General features: G+C 42.6%; 16 protein-coding genes, 2 tRNA genes and 3 rRNA genes. 18 read left to right on the forward strand and 3 right to left on the reverse strand.

Features of this window, described 5'->3' with window-relative positions:
* Positions 1 to 114: 114 nt before the first annotated feature.
* The 9 genes from serS (at position 115) to PT285_RS02155 (ending at position 10,188) form a co-directional block, all read left to right on the forward strand.
* Complete coding sequence (serS, locus tag PT285_RS02115; RefSeq protein WP_277147533.1) at positions 115 to 1,422, forward strand: serine--tRNA ligase; 1,308 nt, start codon at positions 115 to 117, stop codon at positions 1,420 to 1,422.
* A 486-nt stretch (positions 1,423 to 1,908) separates the two neighbouring features.
* A 16S ribosomal RNA gene (locus PT285_RS02120) occupies positions 1,909 to 3,477 on the forward strand.
* Between the two features lie 220 nt (positions 3,478 to 3,697).
* Positions 3,698 to 6,610, forward strand: a 23S ribosomal RNA gene (locus PT285_RS02125).
* A 76-nt stretch (positions 6,611 to 6,686) separates the two neighbouring features.
* A 5S ribosomal RNA gene (rrf, locus tag PT285_RS02130) occupies positions 6,687 to 6,803 on the forward strand.
* The 16S, 23S and 5S rRNA genes sit together here with 1 tRNA gene alongside, the layout of an rRNA operon.
* Before the next feature lie 11 nt (positions 6,804 to 6,814).
* Positions 6,815 to 6,887 (forward strand) — tRNA-Asn (locus tag PT285_RS02135).
* A gap of 174 nt (positions 6,888 to 7,061) precedes the next feature.
* Entirely contained in the window at positions 7,062 to 8,063 is a 1,002-nt protein-coding gene (locus PT285_RS02140) for a PTS sugar transporter subunit IIB (protein WP_277147535.1), read from the forward strand.
* Between the two features lie 18 nt (positions 8,064 to 8,081).
* Positions 8,082 to 8,882: a PTS mannose/fructose/sorbose transporter subunit IIC gene (locus PT285_RS02145; RefSeq protein ID WP_277147537.1), complete on the forward strand. Its 801-nt coding sequence runs from the start codon at positions 8,082 to 8,084 to the stop codon at positions 8,880 to 8,882.
* Positions 8,883 to 8,907: 25 nt separating this feature from the next.
* Complete coding sequence (locus PT285_RS02150) at positions 8,908 to 9,822, forward strand: PTS system mannose/fructose/sorbose family transporter subunit IID (protein WP_277147539.1); 915 nt, start codon at positions 8,908 to 8,910, stop codon at positions 9,820 to 9,822.
* Between the two features lie 3 nt (positions 9,823 to 9,825).
* Positions 9,826 to 10,188, forward strand: a complete 363-nt coding sequence (locus tag PT285_RS02155) for a DUF956 family protein (protein WP_277147542.1) — start codon at positions 9,826 to 9,828, stop codon at positions 10,186 to 10,188.
* Positions 10,189 to 10,233: 45 nt separating this feature from the next.
* Here the strand turns inward: PT285_RS02155 and PT285_RS02160 are convergent, their stop codons facing one another.
* Complete coding sequence (locus PT285_RS02160) at positions 10,234 to 11,610, reverse strand: amino acid permease (protein WP_277147544.1); 1,377 nt, start codon at positions 11,608 to 11,610, stop codon at positions 10,234 to 10,236.
* A gap of 169 nt (positions 11,611 to 11,779) precedes the next feature.
* Here PT285_RS02160 and PT285_RS02165 point away from each other — a divergent pair, with 169 nt between their 5' ends.
* The 4 genes from PT285_RS02165 to PT285_RS02180 all read left to right on the forward strand — a co-directional run bounded on the left by PT285_RS02165 (position 11,780) and on the right by PT285_RS02180 (position 17,437).
* The gene (locus PT285_RS02165; protein WP_277147546.1) at positions 11,780 to 12,328 is read left to right on the forward strand and encodes a GNAT family N-acetyltransferase; all 549 of its coding nucleotides are present in this window, start codon (positions 11,780 to 11,782) and stop codon (positions 12,326 to 12,328) included.
* Positions 12,329 to 12,643: 315 nt separating this feature from the next.
* Complete coding sequence (locus PT285_RS02170; RefSeq protein WP_277147548.1) at positions 12,644 to 13,756, forward strand: NAD(P)-dependent alcohol dehydrogenase; 1,113 nt, start codon at positions 12,644 to 12,646, stop codon at positions 13,754 to 13,756.
* Between the two features lie 23 nt (positions 13,757 to 13,779).
* Positions 13,780 to 15,600 carry an FAD-binding protein gene (locus PT285_RS02175; protein ID WP_277147550.1) on the forward strand — a complete coding sequence of 607 codons (1,821 nt, stop codon included), beginning with the start codon at positions 13,780 to 13,782 and terminating at the stop codon, positions 15,598 to 15,600.
* A 34-nt stretch (positions 15,601 to 15,634) separates the two neighbouring features.
* Positions 15,635 to 17,437 carry an FAD-binding protein gene (locus tag PT285_RS02180; RefSeq protein WP_277147552.1) on the forward strand — a complete coding sequence of 601 codons (1,803 nt, stop codon included), beginning with the start codon at positions 15,635 to 15,637 and terminating at the stop codon, positions 17,435 to 17,437.
* A gap of 100 nt (positions 17,438 to 17,537) precedes the next feature.
* On the opposite strand, the gene PT285_RS02185 is transcribed toward PT285_RS02180, so the two are convergent.
* On the reverse strand, positions 17,538 to 18,992 hold the full coding sequence (locus tag PT285_RS02185; protein ID WP_277147554.1) for an FAD-dependent oxidoreductase: 1,455 nt from the start codon (positions 18,990 to 18,992) through the stop codon (positions 17,538 to 17,540).
* 117 nt (positions 18,993 to 19,109) lie between these two features.
* Between PT285_RS02185 and PT285_RS02190 the strand changes: the two genes are divergently transcribed.
* Positions 19,110 to 20,024 carry a LysR family transcriptional regulator gene (locus PT285_RS02190; RefSeq protein ID WP_277147556.1) on the forward strand — a complete coding sequence of 305 codons (915 nt, stop codon included), beginning with the start codon at positions 19,110 to 19,112 and terminating at the stop codon, positions 20,022 to 20,024.
* A gap of 79 nt (positions 20,025 to 20,103) precedes the next feature.
* Here PT285_RS02190 and galE read toward each other — a convergent pair whose 3' ends face one another.
* Entirely contained in the window at positions 20,104 to 21,093 is a 990-nt protein-coding gene (gene galE / locus PT285_RS02195; protein ID WP_277147558.1) for a UDP-glucose 4-epimerase GalE, read from the reverse strand.
* 143 nt (positions 21,094 to 21,236) lie between these two features.
* Between galE and PT285_RS02200 the strand changes: the two genes are divergently transcribed.
* The 4 genes from PT285_RS02200 to PT285_RS02215 all read left to right on the forward strand — a co-directional run bounded on the left by PT285_RS02200 (position 21,237) and on the right by PT285_RS02215 (position 25,282).
* Entirely contained in the window at positions 21,237 to 21,995 is a 759-nt protein-coding gene (locus PT285_RS02200; RefSeq protein ID WP_277147560.1) for an NADPH-dependent oxidoreductase, read from the forward strand.
* Between the two features lie 75 nt (positions 21,996 to 22,070).
* A tRNA-Thr gene (locus tag PT285_RS02205) sits at positions 22,071 to 22,143 on the forward strand.
* 574 nt (positions 22,144 to 22,717) lie between these two features.
* Positions 22,718 to 23,902, forward strand: a complete 1,185-nt coding sequence (locus PT285_RS02210) for a BspA family leucine-rich repeat surface protein (protein WP_277147562.1) — start codon at positions 22,718 to 22,720, stop codon at positions 23,900 to 23,902.
* A gap of 177 nt (positions 23,903 to 24,079) precedes the next feature.
* Entirely contained in the window at positions 24,080 to 25,282 is a 1,203-nt protein-coding gene (locus PT285_RS02215; RefSeq protein ID WP_277147564.1) for an MFS transporter, read from the forward strand.
* Positions 25,283 to 25,606: the final 324 nt, after the last annotated feature.

Below are 25,606 nucleotides of genomic sequence, written 5' to 3' on the forward strand. Positions count from 1 at the left end.
AGTGCAGTCATTTAAAGTGGCTGAAACTGGGTGGTACCGCGAAATTATCTTTAGAGCCGATTCGTCCCAATATGAGGGAATGAGTCGGCTCTTTTTATGTAATGGAGGTTAAAAATGTTAGACATCAAAGTGATTCGCGAGAATCTTGATTGGGCGAAGAAGAAGCTGGCAACCCGCGGCGTTAAGCCGGAAGAACTGGATGAAGTAGTGGAAATTGACCAAAAGCGGCGTGCGGCGTTAAGTGAAACCGAGCAGCTGAAGGCAAAACGCAATGACGTTTCTAAGCAGATTGCCCAGGCAAAGCGCAATAAGGAAGACGCCAGTCAGGCAATAACGGAAATGCGCACGGTCGGCGAGCAAATCAAGGAACTAGATGATAAGGTTGCCGAATTAAAGGAAAAGCAAAGATACATTTTGCTGCGGCTGCCGAACTTTCCGGATGACTCGGATCCGATTGGGCCAGATGAAAGCTACAATCAAGAAGTGCGCAAGTGGCACGAGCCGACTAAGCTGGCATTTAAGCCAAAAGCTCACTGGGATCTGGGAACCGATCTGGATATTCTTGATTGGGACCGCGGTGCGAAAGTTTCCGGTGCCCGGTTTGTTTTTTATAAGGGTGCGGGTGCGCTTCTTGAGCGTGCGGTGTTTAACTTCTTTTTAGATGAAAATACCAAGGAAGGTTATACAGAAATTATCCCGCCGTATCTGGTTAATGATGCTTCAATGCAGGGAACGGGGCAATTCCCGAAATTTCATGAAGATGTGTACACGATTGTGGATAACGATGATCCCGACAAAGCACTTGATTTGACCTTGATTCCAACTGCCGAAGTGCCGCTGGTTAATTATTTCCGCGATGACATTATTGATGGGGCAAAATTGCCGATCAACGTGACAGCACTGTCACCCGCTTTTAGAAGCGAGGCTGGTTCTGCCGGCCGTGATACTCGGGGCTTGATTAGAATGCATGAATTCCGCAAGGTGGAAATGGTCAAGGTATGTAAACCCGAGGAATCATGGAATGAGCTGGACAAGCTGACCCACAATGCTGAGCATTTGCTGCAGAAATTGAACTTGCCATACCACGTTGTTGCTTTGTCAACGGGGGATGCCAGTTTTACCAGTGCCAAAACCTACGACCTTGAAGTTTGGATGCCGTATCAAGACAAGTACCGTGAAATTTCCAGCTGTTCCAACTGTACAGACTTCCAGGCACGGCGGTCGCAGATTCGTTACCGCGATGAAAATGGCAAGCTGCACTTGGCACACACTCTGAATGGTTCAGGACTGGCAGTCGGTCGAACGGTTGCCGCAATTCTTGAGAATTACCAGAATGAAGATGGCAGCATTACCGTTCCGGAAGTTTTGGTGCCGTACATGAACGGGATGAAGACAATCACTAAAGAAGAAAGTTTAATTTAACTACGAAAAAGATCCTAGATTGGGTCTTTTTTGCTTGCTTAAAAAAATATTTTCGTCCGATACTGGCGGCAAAAATGGATTTTCCGAATATTTTAGTAATTTTATTTATGAAATCATTGGAAAAAACGCGATTTATTGTTTATTTAGAAGTAAAAAAATTTTAAAAGTAAATCTATCCACGAACAATGTTTAAGATTTGACGAAATAAGGAAGAAAGGGTAAAGTATTAAATGTTGTTTGGCAGGAATTCATTCTTACCAAAACAAAAAATATTTAATTGTTGACAAACAGTTGGCAAACGAGTATTATTAATAACGTTGCTTTTGAAAGAGGAAGCAGCAGGTAGTACCTTGAAAACTGAACAATGTTTTCGCAAAATGTGCGGGTGAAAGAACCCAAACAAAAGAGCGAAGTCAATTTCGCAAGCAAATAAATCTGAGATAAACAATTTCAGAAACGAATGAGCAAACATTCAAACAAACAGATAAAAATGAGAGTTTGATCCTGGCTCAGGACGAACGCTGGCGGCGTGCCTAATACATGCAAGTCGAGCGAGCATATTTAACGGAATACTTTCGGGTAGGAAGAAAAATAAGCGAGCGGCGGATGGGTGAGTAACACGTGGGGAACCTGCCCTCTAGACTGGGATACCATTTGGAAACAGATGCTAATACCGGATAAGAGCGAGAAGCGCATGCTTCAAGTTTAAAAGGCGGCTATTAAAGCTGTCGCTAAAGGATGGCCCCGCGGTGCATTAGCTAGTTGGTAAGGTAACGGCTTACCAAGGCAATGATGCATAGCCGAGTTGAGAGACTGAACGGCCACATTGGGACTGAGACACGGCCCAAACTCCTACGGGAGGCAGCAGTAGGGAATCTTCCACAATGGACGCAAGTCTGATGGAGCAACGCCGCGTGAGTGAAGAAGGTTTTCGGATCGTAAAGCTCTGTTGTTGGTGAAGAAGGATAGAGAGGGTAACTAATCTTTATTTGACGGTAATCAACCAGAAAGTCACGGCTAACTACGTGCCAGCAGCCGCGGTAATACGTAGGTGGCAAGCGTTGTCCGGATTTATTGGGCGTAAAGCGAACGCAGGCGGAAGAATAAGTCAAATGTGAAAGCCCCCGGCTTAACCGGGGAATTGCATCGGAAACTGTTTTTCTTGAGTGCAGAAGAGGAGAGTGGAACTCCATGTGTAGCGGTGAAATGCGTAGATATATGGAAGAACACCAGTGGCGAAGGCGGCTCTCTGGTCTGTAACTGACGCTGAGGTTCGAAAGCATGGGTAGCGAACAGGATTAGATACCCTGGTAGTCCATGCCGTAAACGATGAGTGCTAAGTGTTGGGAGGTTTCCGCCTCTCAGTGCTGCAGCTAACGCATTAAGCACTCCGCCTGGGGAGTACGACCGCAAGGTTAAAACTCAAAGGAATTGACGGGGGCCCGCACAAGCGGTGGAGCATGTGGTTTAATTCGAAGCAACGCGAAGAACCTTACCAGGTCTTGACATCTCCTGCAATACATAGAGATATGTAGTTCCCTTCGGGGACAGGAAGACAGGTGGTGCATGGCTGTCGTCAGCTCGTGTCGTGAGATGTTGGGTTAAGTCCCGCAACGAGCGCAACCCCTATTATTAGTTGCCAGCATTAAGTTGGGCACTCTAATGAGACTGCCGGTGACAAACCGGAGGAAGGTGGGGATGACGTCAAGTCATCATGCCCCTTATGACCTGGGCTACACACGTGCTACAATGGCTAGTACAACGAGGAGCGAGACTGTGAAGTTAAGCGAATCTCTTAAAGCTAGTCTCAGTTCGGATTGCACTCTGCAACTCGAGTGCATGAAGCTGGAATCGCTAGTAATCGCGGATCAGCACGCCGCGGTGAATACGTTCCCGGGCCTTGTACACACCGCCCGTCACACCATGAGAGTCTGTAACACCCAAAGTCGGTAAGATAACCTGTAAAGGAGTCAGCCGCCTAAGGTGGGACAGATGATTAGGGTGAAGTCGTAACAAGGTAGCCGTAGGAGAACCTGCGGCTGGATCACCTCCTTTCTAAGGAAGAAGACAGTGGAAGAGTAGGCAAACTACTAAAGAAGCAGTCAACGGAAGCACATGGAGCGAGACATTGTTTAGTTTTGAGGGTAATACCTCAAAAAGTGTTAGTACATTGAAAACTGAATATAATCCAAGAAAGATAATAAAAACCGAGACAATCATAAAGATAGAGAACAGATTGTAGAGCGACCGAGAGAGTAAGATCTTAAAGTAATAAGGTCAAGTAAAGAAGGGCGCACGGTGAATGCCTAGGCACAAGCAGGCGAAGAAGGACGTGACTAACGACGAAATGCTTCGGGGAGTTGTAAGTAAACAGAGATCCGGAGATGTCCGAATGGGGGAACCCAGTACAAGAGATTGTATTATCATTAACTGAATAAATAGGTTAATGAGGCGAGACGCAGTGAACTGAAACATCTAAGTAGCTGCAGGAAGAGAAAGAAAAATCGATTTCCTTAGTAGCGGCGAGCGAAGAGGAAAGAGCCCAAACCAAATGATTTATCATTTGGGGTTGTAGGACTACAAAGAGGTATTGTGAGTGATAGCAGAATTAGTTGGGAAACTAAGCCAGAGAGGGTGAGAGCCCCGTAAGCGAAATTGCAAGCAAGCCGAGTAGGATCCTGAGTAGGCCGGAACACGAGGAATTCCGGTTGAATTAGCGGAGACCATTCCGTAAGGCTAAATACTAGTTTGTGACCGATAGTGAACCAGTACCGTGAGGGAAAGGTGAAAAGAACCCCGGAAGGGGAGTGAAAGAGAACCTGAAACCGTGTGCCTACAAGTAGTCAGAGCCCATTAAAGGGTGATGGCGTGCCTTTTGTAGAATGAACCGGCGAGTTATGTTAATTAGCGAGGTTAAGTCAGAAAAGATGGAGCCGAAGCGAAAGCGAGTCTGAAGAGGGCGAGTAAGTTAGTTGATGTAGACCCGAAACCAAGTGACCTATCCATGACCAGGTTGAAGGTGAGGTAAAACTCACTGGAGGACCGAACCCACGTAAGTTAAAAATTGCGGGGATGAGTTGTGGATAGCGGTGAAATTCCAAACGAACTTGGAGATAGCTGGTTCTCTCCGAAATAGCTTTAGGGCTAGCCTTGTGGAAGAGCATAATGGAGGTAGAGCTCTGTTTGGACGAAGGGCCCGTCAGGGGTTACTGAATTCAGATAAACTGCGAATTCCAGATATGTATACACAGGAGTCAGACTGCGAGTGATAAGATCCGTAGTCGAAAGGGAAACAGCCCAGATCACCAGTTAAGGTCCCAAAATCTATGCTAAGTGGAAAAGGATGTGGAGTTGCGTAGACAACTAGGATGTTGGCTTAGAAGCAGCCATCATTAAAAGAGTGCGTAATAGCTCACTAGTCGAGTGACGCTGCGCCGAAAATTTACCGGGGCTAAGCATAGTACCGAAACTGTGGATGTGCACGAGAGTGTACGTGGTAGGAGAGCGTTCTAAATGCGGCGAAGGCTAACCGAGAGGATAGTTGGAGCGTTTAGAAGTGAGAATGCCGGTATGAGTAGCGCAAGACAGGTGAGAATCCTGTCCGCCGAAAGACTAAGGTTTCCTGGGGCAGGCTCGTCCGCCCAGGGTAAGTCGGGACCTAAGACGAGGCCGAAAGGCGTAGCCGATGGATAACAGGTAGAAATTCCTGTACTGCGTTTAATCGTTAATAGCGAAGGAGGGACGCAGGAGGCAAGGAACGCATGGTGCTGGAAACCATGTTTAAGCAACAAGTGCGTAAGTGAGTGAAATGCTTGCTAACAGACAACACAAGTTGTGATGAGGAGCGAAATTAAAGTAGCGAAGGTTCTGTAGTCACACTGCCAAGAAAAGCTTCTAGCAAGAGAGAGCGTACCCGTACCAGAAACCGACACAGGTAGTCGAGTGGAGAACACTAAGGTGAGCGAGAGAACTCTCGTTAAGGAACTCGGCAAAATGACCCCGTAACTTCGGGAGAAGGGGTGCTGGTCGCAAGATCAGCCGCAGTGAATAGGCCCAAACAACTGTTTATCAAAAACACAGGTATCTGCAAAGTCGTAAGACGACGTATAGGTGCTGACACCTGCCCGGTGCTGGAAGGTTAAGAGGAGAGCTTAGACGCAAGTCGAAGGTTCGAATTGAAGCCCCAGTAAACGGCGGCCGTAACTATAACGGTCCTAAGGTAGCGAAATTCCTTGTCGGGTAAGTTCCGACCTGCACGAAAGGTGTAATGATTTGGGCACTGTCTCAACGAGAGACTCGGTGAAATTATAATACCCGTGAAGATGCGGGTTACCCGCGACAGGACGGAAAGACCCCATGGAGCTTTACTGCAATTTGATATTGGGTAGCTGTTAAACATGTACAGGATAGGTAGGAGCCAGAGAAGCTAGGACGCTAGTCTTAGCAGAGGCAATGTTGGGATACTACCCTTGTTTGATGGCTACTCTAACCTAGACCGCTAAGCGCGGTCGGGGACAGTGTCAGACGGGCAGTTTGACTGGGGCGGTCGCCTCCTAAAATGTAACGGAGGCGCCCAAAGGTTCCCTCAGAATGGTTGGAAATCATTCACAGAGTGTAAAGGTATAAGGGAGCTTGACTGCGAGAGAGACAACTCGAGCAGGGACGAAAGTCGGGCTTAGTGATCTGGTGTTACCGCATGGAAGGGGCATCACTCAACGGATAAAAGCTACCCTGGGGATAACAGGCTTATCTCCCCCAAGAGTTCACATCGACGGGGAGGTTTGGCACCTCGATGTCGGCTCGTCGCATCCTGGGGCTGAAGTAGGTCCCAAGGGTTGGGCTGTTCGCCCATTAAAGCGGCACGCGAGCTGGGTTCAGAACGTCGTGAGACAGTTCGGTCCCTATCCGTCGTGGGCGTAGGAAATTTGCGAGGAGCTGTCCTTAGTACGAGAGGACCGGGATGGACATACCGCTGGTGTACCAGTTGTCTTGCCAAAGGCATAGCTGGGTAGCTAAGTATGGCCGGGATAAGCGCTGAAAGCATCTAAGTGCGAAGCCCCCCTCAAGATGAGATTTCCCATACGTAAAGTAGTAAGACACCTCTAAGACTAAGAGGTAGATAGGCTAGGAGTGGAAGAGCCGTGAGGTTTGGAGCGGACTAGTACTAATCAGTCGAGGACTTGACCAAAAGCGAAGCGATCTGGAAGGTTGATATTAGAAGATGGATTATATTTAGTTTTGAGTGTAAAAGCTCAGAGAAGAAGTACGGTGGCAAAAGCAAGAAGGAAACACCTGTTCCCATGTCGAACACAGAAGTTAAGCTTCTTAACGCTGAGAGTAGTTGGTGGGAGACTGCCTGCGAGGGTAGGAAGCTGCCGTGCTTTTTTAATAATCCGGCTTAGCTCAGTTGGTAGAGCGCTTGACTGTTAATCAAGATGTCGTCAGTTCGAGTCTGACAGCCGGAGCTAAGTGAGAAGAGGAGAGGAAGACCTGAGAGGGTCTTCCTTTTTTTGCCTTATTTTAATTAAATTTGTATTTCTGTATAGTTATTTATAAACAAAACTTTATATGTTGGTAACGCTTATTTTATAGTATAATACGGTAGTAATTTGTTAGAGATTTACGATAGGAGGAGTAACATGGTAGGGATTATTTTGGCTAGCCATGGCGGCTTTGCTGATGGCATTGCAGAATCTGCACAAATGCTGTTTGGCAGCCTGGATAATTTTGCCCATGTCATCTTGAAACCTGATGAGGGTCCAGATGATATTCGGGGTAAGATGGAAGATGCGGTTGCGTCATTTGATAATCAAGACGAAATCCTGCTTCTTGTTGACTTATGGGGCGGGACGCCGTTTAATCAGGCGAATGGTCTCGCAGAAAAGCATGAGAAGTGGGCAATTGTTGCTGGCATGAATTTGCCGATGGTAATCGAAGCGTTAACGCAGAGGATGACGAATGCTAACGCAACTGCCAAGCAAATTGCGCGGGCAATTGTTAATCCGGCTAAGGATGGAATTAAAACTAAGCCAGCCGACTTAATGCCGGAAGGAACAGCGCCGCAGGCACCTGAGAAAAAGGCCACTAGGAAGAAATCAATTCCTGAAGGAACGGTTATTGGCGATGGACATATTAAATATGTTCTTGCACGAATTGATTCACGCTTACTCCATGGTCAAGTTGCCACTGGTTGGATTCCAACGGTTCATCCTGACCGGGTAATTGTGGTTTCCGATGGTGTGGCAAAAGATGAATTGCGTAAAAGCATGATTCGTGAGGCAGCACCGGCAGGTGTCAAGGCCCACACGGTTCCATTGAAGAAAATGGAAGAAATTGCTAAGGACCCGCGGTTTGGTAATACCAAGGTAATGCTGCTGTTTGAGAATCCTGAAGATGTGCTTAAGGCAATTAAGGGCGGAGTTGACATTAAAACAGTTAACGTTGGCTCAATGTCTTATAAAGATGGCGATGTCAATGCCAATAATGTTTTGTCGATGGACCAGGAAGATGTTGACACTTTTCGTGAATTAGAAAAGATGGGCGTAAAGTATGATGTCCGCAAGGTTCCGACTGATAAGTCCGGCAGTATGGATGCTATTTTGAACAAGGCTCAAAGTTTACTTGATGAGCAGAATAAGTAATGGATTAGGAGTAAAGAAATGAACGCTATTCAAATGATTTTGGTTGTGGTCGTTGCCTTTCTTGCAGGTATGGAAGGTATCTTGGATGAATGGGAATTTCATCAGCCTTTAGTTGCATGTACACTTATTGGCTTGGTTACTGGACATCTTGACCTGGGTGTCATTTTAGGTGGACAGCTGCAAATGATCGCTCTTGGCTGGGCTAACATTGGTGCCGCAGTTGCACCTGATGCTGCCCTTGCTTCGGTTGCTTCGGCAATTATTCTGGTTGAGAGTGGCCAGGGCACTAACGGAATTGGTATGGCTACAGGAATTGCGATGCCGTTAGCCGTTGCCGGCCTGTTTTTGACGATGATCGTGCGGACGATTTCCACAGGTATTGTGCATATTATGGATGCTGATGCAAAAAAGGCTAATTGGCGTAAGATTAACATGTGGCAATGGATTGATGTGTGCCTGCAAGGATTAAGAATTGCGATTCCGGCCGCACTTTTATTGGCAGTGCCTGCTGCCAAAGTGCAGTACTGGTTAAGTTTAATGCCAAATTGGTTAAAAGATGGTATGACAATTGGCGGGGCCATGGTTGTGGCTGTTGGTTATGCAATGGTTATCAATATGATGGCAAGTAAAGAAGTTTGGCCGTTCTTTGCACTTGGTTTTGCCTTAGCTGCAATTAAGGATCTAACTTTAATTGCGCTTGGTGCAATTGGTTTAGCTTTAGCTATTATGTACTTAACATTAGAAGGCAGTGGCAAAGGCTATAGTACGAATAATCAAGATGTCGGTGATCCTTTGGGCGACATTATTGATGATTATTAAAGTCGGACAGTAGGAGGATTTTATAATGGCTGAAAAGAAAATTACATTAACTAAAGCTGATCGTTTCAATGTTTTATGGCACTCGCAATTTTTGCAGGCCTCATGGAACTATGAAAGAATGCAGAATGGTGGCTATGTCTATTCATTAATTCCGGCATTAAGAAAGTTATATCCAGATAAAAAGGATTTGTCGGCTGCCTTAGAGCGGCATCTGGTCTTCTTCAATACACACCCGTACTTGGCATCACCCGTAATTGGGGTAACCTTAGCTCTTGAGGAAGATAAGGCAAATGGTGCCGAAGTTGAAGATGAAGCAATTCAAGGTGTTAAAGTTGGAATGATGGGACCTTTGGCTGGTGTCGGCGACCCAGTTTTCTGGTATACGGTGCGGCCGATTGTTGGGGCTTTGGGTGCTTCAATGGCTATTCAGGGTAACATAATTGGGCCAATTCTATTCTTCGTTATTTGGAATATCATTCGGTTAGCCTTTATGTGGTACACCCAGGAATTTGGTTATAAGGCCGGCTCTGCTATTACTAGCGATATGTCAGGTGGCTTATTGCAAAAAGTTACCCGTGGTGCATCAATGATGGGAATGTTTGTCTTGGGTTCACTGATTGAGCGCTGGGTAAACATTAAATTTACGCCAATTGTTTCACAGACGCCTGTTCAAAAAGGCGGCTACATTGACTGGAACACGCTTCCTGCAGGCAGCAAGGGCATCCAGCAAGCTCTGATTCAGCAGGGCAACGGCATGTCGCTGACCAAATTTAAGGTAACGACACTGCAAAATAACCTGGACAGTTTAATTCCAGGACTAGCAGGTTTGCTGCTGACCTTCTTCTGTATGTGGCTGCTGAAAAAGAAAGTTTCACCGATTGTTATTATTATCGGGATCTTTGTCGTTGGTGTTGTCCTGCATGTGCTTCACGTCCTTTAAAAAATGGTTAAGTCAAGCAACAGCAAGGTTGATCTGACGATTGGTGCCACCTGGTTTCGCGGTGTTGCCACCTACGGCAAGGTCATGATCGGCGACAAGGCGTTTGAATTTTATAATGAACATAACATTGCTGATTACGTGCAGATTCCGTGGAATGAAGTTACGTATGTAGTGGCCGACGTGCACTTTCGCGGCAAGTATATTCCACGTTTTGAATTACGTACTAAGAAAAATGGCACCTTTATCTTTTCTACTCGTGATAACAAGAAAACTTTGCGGGGCATTCAAAAGTATGTGCCGGCAAGTCATATGCGCCAAGCGTTAGGCTTAGGACAGAAGTTAAAATTACGCTTTACTAAAAAATAAGCAAAAGAAAATTCTTAGACTCAAAAAATCTAAGAATTTTTTATTTTATTCAGTTTTTTCTTTGCGCCAGATTCTTGCAAAAATTGCCAAGATAACAAAGACTGCTAACGCAGCAATCATGGCAATCCTATTTTCAGGCAAAAAGAGCAACAGCACAATCATGGCGATGAAGAACAGCAAGGTCAGGTAATCCAAAACAGGAAAGCCGGGCATCTTAAAGTCAGTCAGTTCTTCTTCCGGTGTTTTCTTTCTGTATGCAACGTGGGATAACAGCATGATGCACCAGATGATTAAAAACATGCTGGTGGTTGTTGATGAAATAAAATTAAAAGCATCGTTGCCGATGATAATAATAATTAGCGGGGCAAATTCGATCATAAACGCGGAGAGAATCAAACTGTTTTGCGGCAATTGCCGTCTTAGATGCCCAAAAGTTTGGTTCCATTTTCCTTTTTCATTAAAAGTGATGGAAAATAACAGCCTGCCGGCACTGTATAAGACACTGTTGGTCGAAGAAATAGCCGCCGAAATTACAACAAAGTTGATGATTGAGCCAGCATTGTGCAGTCCAGTTGCACCCAGCGTTTGAACAAAGGGACTGGAATTAGTTGAAACCTTGTCCCAAGGAATGACAACAAGGATGGCAATGATTGCTAGAACGTAGAACAAAATAATTCTCACGGGTACCTCGTTAATTGCCTTCCTGATCGTTACCTTGGGATTTTGTGCCTCGGAAGCGGTGAAGCCAAGCAGTTCAATGCCGACAAAACTAAAGATTACCATCTGGAAACCGGATAAAAAGCCAATGCCGCCTTTGGCGAAGAAGCCGCCGTGTGCGGTCAGATTAGCAAAAGAGACGGGTCCGTAACTGGTACTTTTACCCTGCAACAGCATGAAAGCAATCAAAACAACAAAGGCGAGAACCGTCACAATTTTGATAATTGCGAAGGCAAATTCAAGGTTGCCGAACAGGCGGGCGGACAAAAGATTGATAAAGAGCAGCACAGCAACGGTAATCAGCCCTGGCACCCAGGTTGGCAAGTGCGGGAACCAGTATTGAAAATAAATTCCTAACGCTGTCATCTCGGCCATGGCGAGGGTGATGAGGCAGAACCAGTAGAGGTAGCCGGTGATGAAGCCGACATCTTTGCCCAGATATTTTTCAATAAAATCAATGTAGGTGTGCTTAGACAGATCAGAAACAATTAATTCTCCCAATGCCCGCATTAGGAAGAATAAAAAAATACCGACAACTAAATAAATTAGCAGTACACTGGGGCCCGCGCGCCTAATGCTGTTGCCCACACCCAAGAATAATCCTGTGCCAATCGTGCCTCCCAACGCGATTAGCTGAATATGCGCATTTGTTAGGCTGCGCTGATAACCCGAATCAGATTGCGAATTCGCATTCTTTTCCTTCAATAAAATCAACTCCAATATTCTAACTATGTATAATTTAATTTTAGCATTAATTGCTGCGGCTTTAGATAAAAATTTAGGCAGATTGCAATTTTTAATTGCTGAAGGTGGATAGAAGTTGTAAAATTACTAGCTAAATATATCAATAACAAGTCACGGAGGGATGAGGAAAATGTTTACTTGTGATAGTTTTAATATTAACGGTCAGGAAGTCGAATTAGTGTTGCCGGAAAAGCAATATGCCAAGGACCTAGCTGAAATTGTCAACCGCAATTGCGACCAGTTCAAGCAGTGGTTTACTTGGGCGGAAACACCGGCAAGTGAAGCAAGTGAGCAGGGCTTTATCGAAATGGCGCGCACGGAAAATGCCATTTACAAGATGCTGGTTTTAATAATTCTGGTTGACGGCAAAACGGCCGGCACGCTTGATTTACACAACATTCACCAGTATGACCGCCGGGCTGAAATTGGCTATTGGCTGGACAGTAGGTATCAGGGATGCGGGATCATGACGACAGCGGTAAAACATTTGGTTCAAATTGCTTTCACCAAAATGGAGTTACATAAGCTGGTGCTTTTGGCCGATCATAACAATCTCAAGAGCAGGGCGGTTGCCGAAAGAGTGGGCTTTATCCATGAAGCCTTGCTGCGCGACCAAATTAAGTATAGTTATGGCTATGGCGACCTTGATGAGTATTGTCTAATTAATGAAGAAGAATAATTTTTCGTGGAAAAAGCTTCGCTGACCAACAGCGGAGCTTTTAAAATGGTGCAGATAATTTTGTTATTTTTTGCTTGATTTTGTTGTTGATAAGGCTGAACTTAAGATAGATGATGATAAATTCTCATCTGTAATAAATTTTAAAAATTATTGCCGTGGGTAGTTTTCCGTGTTAATCTTTATTTGGATAAAGAATGTGAAATAATTTCAAGTTGTGCTAATGTTAGCTTTGAACAACTTCTAAGAATTTTATATTTTTTTACAGTCGTTTGGAAGCGCTTTATAAATTTATGAATGTAAGAAAGAGGCAATATCATGAAAATTAAAGCAGCAGTTTTAAATGGTGCTCACCAAAAGTTGCAGGTAACAGATGTTGAGCTGGATGCTCCAAAAGAAAATGAGGTCTTAGTCAAGATTATTGCAAGCGGAATTTGTCATTCTGATACTGGTCCAATTAATAATGATCGGCCAGGGCTTTATCCTACCATATTAGGCCATGAAGGAGCCGGAATTATCGAAAAGGTTGGTCCTAATGTTAACGATTTTTCGATTGGCGATCACGTAGTTGTATCGTTTGCCTCGTGTGGTAAATGTAAGTTCTGTCGGGCAGGATTGCCGGGAGCATGTTTGCGCTGGGGCCAGTTGAATTCTGGTCCAATGTATGACGGGACATACCGTTTGCATACCGAAGATGGGCAAAATATTGCGGCAACTTTTGGTCAATCATCGCTTGCAACTTATTCCGTCACTAATGTGCGAAATTTGGTCAAGGTCGACCCGAAGCTTGATTTACGTTATTTGGGACCATTAGGCTGCGGTTTTATGACTGGGGCTGGGACCGTTTTGCATTCACTGAAACCAGAAATTGATGACACGATTGCTGTTTTTGGTGTTGGTGGTGTTGGCTTGACGGCTTTGATGGCAGCTAGGCTGTTGCATTGTCGTCACATCATTGCGGTTGATATTCATCAAAGCCGTTTAAAAATTGCCCAGGAATTGGGGGCAACCGAAGTGATTGACTCAAGTACCGATGATGTGGCAGCGCGCATTAAGGAAATTACCAATGGGATGGGCTTGAATTATGCAATTGATACTTCTGGTGTAGCAAAAATAATTACGATTGCCATGCGCTCATTAGCAATTAAGGGGACACTGGTAACGTTGGCTGCTGCTCAAGAAAATATTGCAGTTAATCCGGCTCTTGACCTGATGGCCTTTTCGCATACGCTTCAAGGCGTGATCGAGGGGGACTCGGTTCCGCAAATTTTCATTCCGCAAATGATTCAATTATTTGTGCAAAACGACTTTCCAATTGATAAATTGTGTAAGTTTTACACGTTGGACCAAGTTAATGAGGCGTTTGCTGATTCCGCATCAGGAAAAACAATTAAGCCAATTATCGTAATGGATCCCGCTTATCAGGCATAAATTAAGAGTAAGGAGTTTGTTAAATGATCGTTAATAGTAAAACAGTTTTTGATACGAAGTATGATGTAGTTGTTTTAGGATTCGGCGGTGCCGGTGCCACAGCAGCACGCTTTGCCGCGGATGCTGGTGCTAAAGTATTGATTGTTGATTCTGCACCGGAGGGCCATGAAGGCGGCAATACCAGATATTCTGGACAAATGGTTGGATACAGTAACGATGAGGAAGCCTACCGTAAATATTTTCACAGCTTAGCCCAGCATTTTAATTTAGATGAGGATTTGGCAGAGACCTTTATTTCTGGTATCGCGGGGATGAAGGATTATTTTAAAAAATATTTGGACGTTGAGCATGTTTATAGTTTTAAGGAAGATATCATGGGTAAAAGCCATGATGATATTATTGCTGATTACCCGGCTTTTCCTGGTGCCAAGAATTATGACATGATCATGGTACATAAGGGAATTGTTGACGGTGCTTTATGGAATATTCTGCGGCAAAAGGTGTTGGACCGTTCTGACAAGATTGATGTCTGGTATTCTTCTCCTGTTAAACATTTACTGCAGAATTCGCGGCAAATGGTGGTCGGCGTTCAAGTCGAACGAGATCATGTTTTGGTTAATGTTTATGCCCAAAATGGTGTAGTTTTAGCGACTGGCGGCTTTGAAAACAACCAGCAAATGATTCAAGATTACATCGGAAATTATCAGCTTATTCCAGTCGCGGGTCTCTATAATAAGGGAAAAGGGGTTGATCTGGCTACCGAAGTTGGCGCTAAATTATGGCACATGACCAAGTTTTCCGGTGGTGGGTTGCAGCAAAACTTTGCAGTCTGGGAACCAAATTTGCAGCGGGCCAAAGCTTACCACAACACACCTGAACTGTGTTCCGGCAGTATTTTTACCGTTGGCGATGATGGTTGCCGCTACTTTAATGAACAATTGCAGCCGCATGAAGGGTACGTCCGCATGGGTGGCTCCTACCATACACCGGTTAACCCAATTCATCCTTACTTAGTATTTGATGAAAAGCAAAAAAATAAAATCAGTCAAATGACTGCTTCGCCGTATGATCGGGTCTTGAACTATGTCATCAAGGCAGATACGATTGCTGAATTGGCGCAAAAGATGGGTGTGGATCCAGAGAAGCTGCAGGCAACTGTAACAGAGTTTAACTTCTTTGCGGAAAATGGTCAGGATTATGCTTATCACAGAGATGGCAAGACACTAACTGCTTTTGCGGCAGATGGTCCTTACTATGCTGTTAAACTGGTACAAGTAATGGGTTGGACTCAAGGCGGCCCGAAACGCAACAGCCGCTGCGAAATTATTTCTGCAATTGATGGACAGCCAATTCCGCATTTGTACGGCGCAGGCGAACTTGGGAGTGTGATTACTAACTTGTATCAAGGTGGTTCGAACCTAGCTAACTGTCTGATTTTTGGCAAAATTGCTGGGCAAAATGCGGCTCATCCTAAGGACGATTTATGTCAAGAAACGGACAATTTGGATGCCGATATACCGACTATTGCTGATAATAAGTCACTTAGTTCTGATATTGCATCCGTGGATTATCCGACTGATAAGAATCAGTATATTGGCCGTTCTGGTAAAGGCATGGGCAATGAAATTATTGTCCGAGTAACTGCGGATCACGAGAAAAACATTAAAAATGTGGAAGTACTCAAACAAACAGAGTCAGATGATTATGGTCTAAAGGCAATTAAGGAGTTGCCGCTGGAAATGGTGAAGCAGAATAGTTATGATGTGGATGCCATTTCGGGGGCATCTAATACCAGCCGTGGGTTAAAAGATGCGGTTAGAGATGCTCTGTCAAAAATAAAATAATTGCTTAGTTACCAGTTTATAAAGGAAACTTATTATGATTTATGATAAAAATACAAAATGGGATGTTTCCTATGATGTTATTGTTTTAGGGTTTGGTGGTGCCGGAGCTACGGCCGCCCGTTTTGCTGCCGATGCAGGCGCAAGGGTCTTGCTTGTTGATTCAGCTCCCGAAGGACACGAAGGCGGCAATACGCGTTATTGTGGGCAGTTGATTATGTCCGGTTCTGATCAGCAAAAGATCAAAGAGTATTTTATTAATCTAACCAAGCCAATGAGCTATGATGAGGAAATGGTTGATGTTTATACCGCCAAATTGGCTGAGATGCCTGCTTACGTTGAAAAATATTTGGGCGTTAAGCCGGTCAGTGTCCGTGAATTGATTAACCAAGAGCCTGGTAAATATGGTGCGTTGAAGTCGATGACGCCGGAATATCCAGAATTGTCTGGTGCGGAAGCCTTCGATTTTCTGCTAGTACATAGAGGCTTTGGCGATGCGGCCTTATGGAAGAAACTACGACAAGAAGTAATTGACCGCAGTAAGCAGATTGATGTTTGGTTTAATGCCCCTGCGCAACATTTGATCAAGGCCGAGGATGACAGAACAATTATTGGTGTACAAATTGAGCGCGGGCAGCGGCTGGTTAACGTTAAGGCCAATAATGGGGTTGTACTGACCTTAGGCGGCTTTGAAAATAATCAGGATAAGGTGCAAAATTACATCGGTGAACCAGATATTGGGCCAATTGGGACTGTTTATAATACCGGCAAGGGGATTGATCTTGCAATTGAAGCCAATGCCGACTTGTGGCATATGCAGTCAGTTTCCGGTTCTATGACTCTGCTGAATTACGATCAGGGACAGAGGGCACCACTGGTTGCGGGACCGGAAATGAGTGTCGGTTCGATTATCCAAGTGGGTGATGATGGTACCCGTTATCATAATGAAGCCGAACCGGCACGTCACGGTTACTGGTATAATCATGGCCTCTGGCGGCAGCCGCAGACACAGGCACACCCATATTTGATTTTTGATCAAGCCCAGTATACTGAATTTGCCAATACTGGTAGATATCAGCAGCTGCTTGATGTGGCAGTCAAAGCGTTAAGCTTAGCAGAATTAGCTGGCAAGATTGGACTTGTACCTGATAAGCTGGAACAAACCGTGAAGGACTTTAATGACAAGGCAGCTAAACAGGATGATGCGGAATTTCACCGTCCAGCTGCAACAATGCGGCCGTTAGCTGGCAGCGTGTATTATGCGGTTGCGTTAAAACAAGCAATGCTCAATACCCAAGGCGGTCCGCGAAGAAATAGCCGTGCGGAGGTAGTTGATACTGCGGGCCAGCCGGTGCCGCATTTGTATGCTGCTGGTGAATTAGGCTCGATTTGGGGAGGCCAGTATCAAGGCGGTGGCGATATTTCAGACTGCCTGATTTTTGGTAAAATTGCCGGTGAAAATGCTGCTGCACCGAAAACAGACAATAAACAATTTTCTGCAAGTAGTACGGCTAAAACTGGGCCAGTCCAAAATATTCTTGGCTCAGATATTGCAGAAGCAACTTATTCAACTGGGAAAAATCAGTATCTTGGTGAGTCGAATGCCGGAATGGGGGATGAAATTATCGTCCGGGTAACAGTTGATGAGCAGAAAAAGATCAAGCAGGTTGAGGTTTTAAAGCATGAGGAATCCCCTGATTATGGCCTAAAGGCGATTGAAGAGCTGCCTAAGAAAATGGTGGCAGAGAACACATATGATGTTGATGCTGTTTCCGGCGCTTCCGCTTCGAGTCGGGGAATAAAAGAGGCTGTTAAAAATGCCCTAGATAAAGTAAAATAACACTTGATTTTAATCCATAAAAAATAGACCAGGTTTCCAAAGAGGGATTCTTGATCTATTTTTTGTCTAAAAAGCTAATTTTTTTCAAACACTTGAATTATTAACCTTTAATTTTGTCAGAAATGATGTCGGCAACGTGTTTGCCAGAATAGAAGACAAATCCTGCTTCCGTTCCTGGCATATTAGGTCCATAAGTGTCCCCGATTAGCATGCCGGCGCCATCATTGCCAATTGCATACAATCCGGTAATTGGTTGGCCCTTTCTGTTTAAAACGTTGTGCTTAGTGTCCGTCTTTAGGCCGCCCATTGTACAAAAAGCACCGATTCCTAATTCTATTGCATAAACGGGACCATTTTCAACTGGAATCATAAAGTCGGATTTTTTACCAAAATCAAGGTCTTGACCATCATGAGACAATTGGTTATATCTAGTGACAGTAACTTCTAAGTCGGCTAAACCAACTTTGTTAGCTAGTTCAGCAATCGAGTCTGCCTTAGTAATATATGGAGCATCGTCTGCAAGTGCTTTATCAATTTCTTCCTGCAGGTGCGGCAGCTTGGTATCGTGATAATCCCAGGTCCCCATTGCCTTGTACAACTTGTCGTTAGTCAAATGATCAATGGTACTCTGGTCAAGAATAGTAAATACTTTTCCTTGAGTAAATAGTGCATTGCCCGCCAAGGCAAAGTTGTCGACGACTTCTTCATTGACAAAACGGTCACCGTTTTCGTTTACCCAAAGCAGTGATTGCTGGTCAGCTGCACCGTTTAATTCAGAATAACGATAAACGTAACCTGGTTTAGTATGATCCTTTAAATAGCCGCCGAAGAGCATTGCTGTCCCCATTGCATATTTTTGCGCGCCAGCATCCCATGCCAGTTGCAAGCCATCGCCGGTGTTCTTTTCAGAATTGACCGGAATTAATTGGTCATCGTCATAGTGGGTATCATTCTTGATCATTTCTTTATTATTTAAGTAACCACCGGTGGCCAAAACAACGGCTTGAGTGGTAACAGTTTTAGTTGAATGATCTGCCAAATTTTCAATGTTGACGCTGGTAACCTTGCCTTGCTTATCCAAATTGACCTTGGTTACGCTAGTTTCGGTTAAGACATCCGTGCCCTGCTTCTTAGATTTCGGCTCTAACACGTCATGAATAACAGCTTTGCCCAGGCCTTTGAACAGGTGCCATGTGCGGTAGCCGCTACCAAGGGGTTCCACATCAAGATATTCGGCTCCAATATCGTGCAGCCACTTGATCATGTCAGCTGAAGCAGCGATGTATTCTTTCCAAACCTGAGTATCAGCACGGTAATGTGAATAATTCAGTTCTTCATTTAGTACGTCTTCCTTGGTTAGTTGCACGTTGTGCTTTTTTTGCAAGTAAGAATCAACGGCAAATGCCCCTTCAATGTATTCACCGCTACCACCAGTGGTTTTTCCTTTTTCTACTACTAGAACTGACAATCCGCGATGGCTGGCTTCGTAGGCAGCTGTAAATCCAGCTGCCCCACCGCCGACAACTACAACATCATATTGTTCTTTAGTTTGCATTTGTAATAACCTCCTAAATCTTGTCACTAAAAATTATAACCGCTTTCACAACACTTGTGATATGATTAATTTGTACGCTACTAGGACATAAATGTACATGTGGAAAGGGATAAAATAATGGATAGCGAACAGTTAAAAGTTTTCTTAGCCGTTGTCCAACAAGGAAGTTTTGGAAGGGTAGCAGAACAAAAATATGTTACACAAAGAGCAGTATCACGACAAATTTCCCGTTTAGAAACTGAAATTGGCGTGTGCCTGTTCAATCGTACCCACAACCGCATTAGTTTGACACCTGCTGGTAAATATTTTGCAGGTAGGGCACAGGAATATTTAAATAATTTTGATGCAACTGTTTCTGAATTGAGGAATATCTCTCAGTCAACAGAAGATACCCTGTATGTTGGTTACTTTTCGATTTTTGATGCTTACATTATGGAAAAAGAAATTATCAATTATCAAAAGACAGGTTTACCCCGAATTAATTTTTCGACGTCTGAAGAAAGTGTCGAACACAGTTTGGCCGATTTAGCCTTGAATAAACTGGATTGTGCCTATATCAATCATTATGGCACCTATGACATTCCCCATAATTCCTTATATGAACTTGTACCGGTTTATTCGAATGAAATGGTCTTGGGAATTAGCCGGCAAAATCCGTTGAGTTTGAAAAAGTATATTGATGAGAGTGATTTAGAAGGACAAACTTTATTTTATTACAGTAATGAAAATTCTGATTTTATGCGTAAAACTTTTACAGCTACATTGCATAAAAACTCAATTAAGTACCGTATTGAACGGGTTTCTTCAATTGAGCAGTTAATGACTAGTACGGCTCTTAATCAAGGAATTGCTTATATTCCACGGGGATTGATTAATTTAATCATGCAGCCTGATGATGAGATCACATACTGTCATTTACGTTCAAAGCAACAGGATCAGAAATATTCAATGCAGCTGATTTATCTCAAGAATAATAGATCTAAAGCTTTAAAGAATTTTGTTAAATCAATTAAGAATGGGAAATTATCATAGACTAATGATAATAAATCTAAAATAAGCGAAAAGAACACTTCAAATCGAAGTGCTCTCTTTCTTGCTTAATGCTGTTTAATTAGTCATCATAACCTTCTGGATGGTTCTTGTGCCAGTTCCATGCAGTTTGAATAACTTCTTCCACGTTTTCGTGTTGCGGCTGCCAGCCTAAAACCGTTCGGGCCTTGCTTGAATCGGCGACAAGAGAGTCAGGATCACCGCCGCGTCGTGGTCCCATTGTGTATGGAATGTCGATGCCCGTGACCTTACGTGCGGCTTCTAAAATTTCCAAGTTGGAATAACCATGAGCCGTACCTAAATTGAAAACATCGGATTTATTTGTTTTAATTAGATGCCTTAGCGCCAGGATATGGGCGTCAATTAAATCTTCAACTTGAACGTAGTCGCGCACATTGGTGCCATCTTTGGTATCATAGTCGTTGCCAAAAATGGTAAACTTGCCGTCGCCGGAAATAGCGCTGTTCAAGATATTAGGGACAAGATGGGTTTCCGGTGCATGATCTTCACCGATGCTGCCGTCGCTGGCAGCACCGGCCACGTTAAAGTAACGCAAGGCGATTGACTTGATCCCGTCGGCTTTGTCGGCCCAGTGCATGATTTTCTCCATCATCATCTTGGTTTCGCCGTACGGGTTGATTGGGTTTAGCGGCGTATCTTCGGTAATGGGCAATTTCTTTGGAATGCCGTAAGTTGCGGCACTGGAAGAGAAGACGAGGTACTTGACCTGGGCGTCATTCATTGCCTTTAATAGCGAGATCATGCCGGTAACATTGTTGTCGTAATACTTCAACGGCTTTTTCACCGATTCCGGTACTAGTGAATAGGCGGCAAAGTGCATTACCGCGTCGATTTTTTCCGTGCGCAGGATTTGGCTGACAAGAAAAGTGTCTTCAATGTCGCCCTGATAAAACTTAGCCTTGGGATCAATTGCCCTTTTATGGCCTGTAACCAGCGAATCAAGCACAACGATTTCGCTACCTTCATTAATCAAACTCTTGACGGCTTGCGAACCGATATAACCGGCTCCGCCAATAATTAAAATACGCATAATTTCCTCCCCTGCTTATTAATTAGGTAAGTTGAGTTTAGCATAAAACCGGGGTAAATTCAGCTGTTTGTGTGATGCATTGAAAATAGTGTTTGTTTGGATTATACTTACTAAAAGTAACTAATAAAGAAAGAAGAAAGATAATGCTTCATAATTCAACGATTGATGCAGAGGTCAATCACAGATCAATTCGTAAATTTAAGGATCAGGTTTTAACAAGCGAGCAGCTGGCTACCTTGGAAGAGGTTTTCCGGCGTACGCCGACCAGCATGTTCATGCAGAATGCTTCCCTACTGCACATGACTGATGCGAAAAAGCGGGCGCAGATTCGTGAATTGTGCAACCAAAAGTATGTGGGTGCCGAGGGGGACCTGTTTATTTTCGTGGCTGACTTATACCGCAACCAGCAGATTCGCCAGCAGCTAGGCAAAGATGATGGCCGGCTGCATATGACGGACTTGTTTTTGCAGGCGATGGAAGATGCAGTCTTGGCGTTTCAAAATGTGGCCAACGCGGTGGAAAGTCTGGGTCTTGGTTATGTGCCGCTTGGGACAATCAATGATCATCCGTTGAAGATGCTTAAGGTGCTAAATCTGCCCAAGATGACGTTTGCTGTGTTGGGGATGCAGGTAGGGATTCCGGACCAGGAACCACAGCTAAAACCGCGGCTGCCACTGGAATTTACGACTTTTGAAAATGAATACCAGACAAACTTTAAGGTTAACGACCTGCATGATTACGATCAGATTGTGACGACTTACTATGATTTGCGTGATTCAAATAAGCGGATTGATTCGTTTACTAAGCAGATTACGGGCAAGAAGCTGGATAAACGCCGGATAGACCGTGATGAGATTGTTGAATTACTGCATCAGCAAGAGTTGTGCTTGGACTGGAAATAAAATAATTTTAAAAAACAGCCGTGTATTCAATTGCATGGCTGTTTTAGTTTTGGTATAATTCTTATGTTGCGAGTTGCTGATTTAGCTCAGTTGGTAGAGCGTTTCCCTCGTAAAGAAAAGGTCGCCAGTTCGACTCTGGCAATCAGCATTTTTAATAGTAATTCAAAGTAATCAGCCTTGATTTATCGGTATTTTGCCAAGAGAATCAAGGTTGTTTTTTGTTAATGATAGTTTTTTGAAGCCAAAAATGGCACATAGTTTTTGGCTGTGTGCATGAAAAACCCATAGAGATAAAATAGACATTGTTATAATGGACTTTAAGCCTATTTTTTATGCAAAAATATTCTGTATAACTTTTTATTTATGAATAATTATTATTTGAGTAGCAAATAATAATATTTGTTGCAATCAATCATCCTAAAATGTCTGAATTCATAAAGTTATTTAACCAAAATGCAAAAATACAGTTGATTTTTTTGGAAAAAAGAATAGTATTAAATTGCTAACGGTAATTATGTATAGAAATGTTTTTAATGGGATTTAATAGTCAACATAAATTAATCAAGCTTTCTTTAAAAAGTAAGATGAAGTATTTGTTCTCACTGCTATGTTGATGGAAAACTGGCCCTGCAGAAGTTGCTACTATAGATAAAGCTCTTGATAATAATTAAGAGATATTGTTGGTATGTGTGTAATTATTAAAAAGTATGAAGGAAGAAAAAATGAATTTTAAACAATTAAAGCGAAATTTTTTGATTATTTTTGTAGCATTTATTGGTGCTTTAAGTTGCTTAACTTTGATAAATGATACAAGTAAAACGGTGACAACAGTACAAACAGTTAAGGCAGCTAAAAAAGCAAAAAAGATTAAGTATTATGACATAAGACATGACAGTAATGCCGATGATTATTATGATTTAGGTCATGGCAAGTTTGTTCGTGCCACTGGAAAAGTTCAAACTAAAGCAGTGAGAATTCATAATAAGAAAAAGAAATCTAAATTTATGATAGATGGTCAGTGTATTGTCAAATTTAATAAAAAGAGTAAGACTCTGCACATTTCTGCTGGTAATAAAGGCAATAAATTAGGTAAAATGGATTTGGGGTTGGCTCCAGGAACAGCGTACTCCAATGGCTATGAATATCATGTAGCTCATATTAGCATTGATTCAAAAATTGTAGCTCCTAAAAATTCATGGGGTTTATTTTCAAGATTTACTAAGTTAAATAATTTTATTGGATTAGATAACGTAGATACCAGTAAAGTGACGAATATGAGAAACATGTTTGATTCAGATAAGCGTTTAAAGAGTTTGGACTTAAGCAGCTGGAACACCAGCAAAGTAACAGACATGCTTGACATGTTCGTGTTTTGTTCTAAGTTAACAAGTTTGAACTTAAGCGGATGGGACACCAGCAAAGTAACAGACATGTCTTCCATGTTCGAAGGTTGCTCTAAGTTAACAAGTTTGGACTTAAGCAGCTGGGACACTAGCAAAGTAACAGACATGTCTGACATGTTCGCTGGCTGCTCTTGCTTAAGCGAAGATAAAATCAAAGTTAAGAATGATGATCTAAGTAAATTGGGTAATGAGGATACTAATACAGACGCTATGTTTGATGGTACTTTAGATCCTAATAAAAATTCGGATAATAATGACGATGAAGATTCGAATGATGATGAAGATTCAAACGATTATGATGACAATGACGAGAACGAAGATTCCGATGATAATGATGACAATGACGAGAACGAAGATTCCGATGATAATGATGATGAGGACGAAGACTCTAACAACGAAGACGATGAAGATTCGAATGACGACTACGATCAAGATGATGCAAACTATGCATACAATCTAAATGCTGTTGAAATGCCTAAGCTTGATTTTAATCGTAACAAGTAAAAAAGGGATGCTGTTATCGTTTATACATTAGGCTTTGATTGGCAAGCGAGCCAATGGGAAACATTTTCATTGTGAATAAGTATGGGAACTCTTAAGGGCTCCTATTTTTTGTATGATTGAAAAATTAAACATAAATGCTAATATTATTTAGTATTAAAAATAAAAGTGAGTTAGATTATGAAAAAGTATAAAAGCATTTATTATCTTATAAGTATCATGTACAATTCCGGCGTCACAATTTGGAGCGGAACTATCTATCTGTTTATGCACAAGGTTGGATATTCGTACGGTGAAATAAATGTATATTTAGCATTGTTTTGGATAATAACTTTTGTAGCAGAAATACCATCAGGCTATATTGCAGACCATTTTGGCTATTTACATACAATTCAGTTTAGTGCGGTAATTAGAGCAATTGGCTTGCTTGTACTTACTATTCCATTTTCAAATCTTGCTGTACTTATAATAAGTGGTATTTTAACAGCTTTAGGTGATTCTTTACAATCTGGGACAATGGCCTCATGGATTGCAAACAAGGTTAGGGCAGAGAATGAAACAGTTGAGCTAAGTGATATTTATGCAACTTATAACATATTGTCAACGCCAGTAAGTATGGTCGTTGGCTTTATAGGTGCAAACTGGCTAGGAAATATCAATTTAGCTTATCCGTTAATTGCTGGCTCTTTGCTTTTACTAATAACAGCGATTACCCTAATTTTTTTGCTCAAGTACGACAGTAATAATCTAGCTAGGGCCAGAGAAGAATTAAAAAAATTTAATTTGGTAAAAGACGTTAAGAGTGTAATCAAAAAAGAATCTACTACTTTTAAACTGATTTTACTGTTTTTACCAATAGATTTTATAACCTATAGTCCGTTTACTCAATGGCAATTATATTTTCAGCATGGTCATAAAATTAAGACGGGTTTTATTTTAGTAGCAATAGATTTAGTGGGCGTTTTGGGCTCCTTCGCTTATAAGAGATTTAGTAAAAGAAAAGTTGGCCAGCTTAATATAATTGTGTTAGCTGCTTTTTTGGCAGGAATTGCCATTATATTATCCGTTTCGCTGACTAACTTTTACTACGTCTCAATTTTGTTTTTCCTGTTACATATTGCATTTTACGATGTAAGACTAGTTGCGCAAGATACTCTTTTGCAAATGAATATTAATACAGAAAGAAGCAGGGCAACAATTATTTCAGTTAACAATGCACTGGAAGCTGCGGTTTATGTGGTTATTTTAGCCATAAATGGTTACATTTCCGATCATTTTAATATAGGAGTTGCATGGGTTATTTTGGCTTTAATTGGCATGGCTATGTTTGCAGCGGCTCTGTTTGTTTATAATAAAAGCGTTAAACATAGTCGCGATAACTGATTTTTAATATTTCCAATCACACAGTGTTGTTTTTTATAATCAATATATATTTATTTTTATAAGCATATCTATATTGGCTATGCTCATACACAGGTCAATAATTTGGAAACGCAGGGACTAAAATTATTTATATACATTTTACACATAAAAAAACACCTTGACTAACTTTTATAAGCTAGTAGGTGTTTTTAGGTAATTATAAACATTCAACAAAAATCTTAAAAGCAGCTGTAATTTTTGGAAAGGAAATGGTACCCAATGGCTTACAAACTCATGGAAAGAACAATGATTAATGAGTGTAGCCAAAATACTGGTTTTAATATC

Source organism: Lactobacillus sp. ESL0791 (assembly GCF_029433255.1).
In the GTDB taxonomy this organism is placed as follows: domain Bacteria; phylum Bacillota; class Bacilli; order Lactobacillales; family Lactobacillaceae; genus Lactobacillus.

Excerpts from the sequence above, each read along its gene's own strand:
- serS (WP_277147533.1), top strand. The coding sequence starts at position 115 with ATGTTAGACATCAAAGTGATTCGCGAGAATCTTGATTGGGCGAAGAAG.
- PT285_RS02140 (WP_277147535.1), top strand. The coding sequence starts at position 7,062 with ATGGTAGGGATTATTTTGGCTAGCCATGGCGGCTTTGCTGATGGCATT.
- PT285_RS02145 (WP_277147537.1), top strand. The coding sequence starts at position 8,082 with ATGAACGCTATTCAAATGATTTTGGTTGTGGTCGTTGCCTTTCTTGCA.
- PT285_RS02150 (WP_277147539.1), top strand. The coding sequence starts at position 8,908 with ATGGCTGAAAAGAAAATTACATTAACTAAAGCTGATCGTTTCAATGTT.
- PT285_RS02155 (WP_277147542.1), top strand. The coding sequence starts at position 9,826 with ATGGTTAAGTCAAGCAACAGCAAGGTTGATCTGACGATTGGTGCCACC.
- PT285_RS02165 (WP_277147546.1), top strand. The coding sequence starts at position 11,780 with ATGTTTACTTGTGATAGTTTTAATATTAACGGTCAGGAAGTCGAATTA.
- PT285_RS02170 (WP_277147548.1), top strand. The coding sequence starts at position 12,644 with ATGAAAATTAAAGCAGCAGTTTTAAATGGTGCTCACCAAAAGTTGCAG.
- PT285_RS02175 (WP_277147550.1), top strand. The coding sequence starts at position 13,780 with ATGATCGTTAATAGTAAAACAGTTTTTGATACGAAGTATGATGTAGTT.
- PT285_RS02180 (WP_277147552.1), top strand. The coding sequence starts at position 15,635 with ATGATTTATGATAAAAATACAAAATGGGATGTTTCCTATGATGTTATT.
- PT285_RS02185 (WP_277147554.1), bottom strand. The coding sequence starts at position 18,992 with ATGCAAACTAAAGAACAATATGATGTTGTAGTTGTCGGCGGTGGGGCA.
- PT285_RS02190 (WP_277147556.1), top strand. The coding sequence starts at position 19,110 with ATGGATAGCGAACAGTTAAAAGTTTTCTTAGCCGTTGTCCAACAAGGA.
- galE (WP_277147558.1), bottom strand. The coding sequence starts at position 21,093 with ATGCGTATTTTAATTATTGGCGGAGCCGGTTATATCGGTTCGCAAGCC.
- PT285_RS02200 (WP_277147560.1), top strand. The coding sequence starts at position 21,237 with ATGCTTCATAATTCAACGATTGATGCAGAGGTCAATCACAGATCAATT.
- PT285_RS02210 (WP_277147562.1), top strand. The coding sequence starts at position 22,718 with ATGAATTTTAAACAATTAAAGCGAAATTTTTTGATTATTTTTGTAGCA.
- PT285_RS02215 (WP_277147564.1), top strand. The coding sequence starts at position 24,080 with ATGAAAAAGTATAAAAGCATTTATTATCTTATAAGTATCATGTACAAT.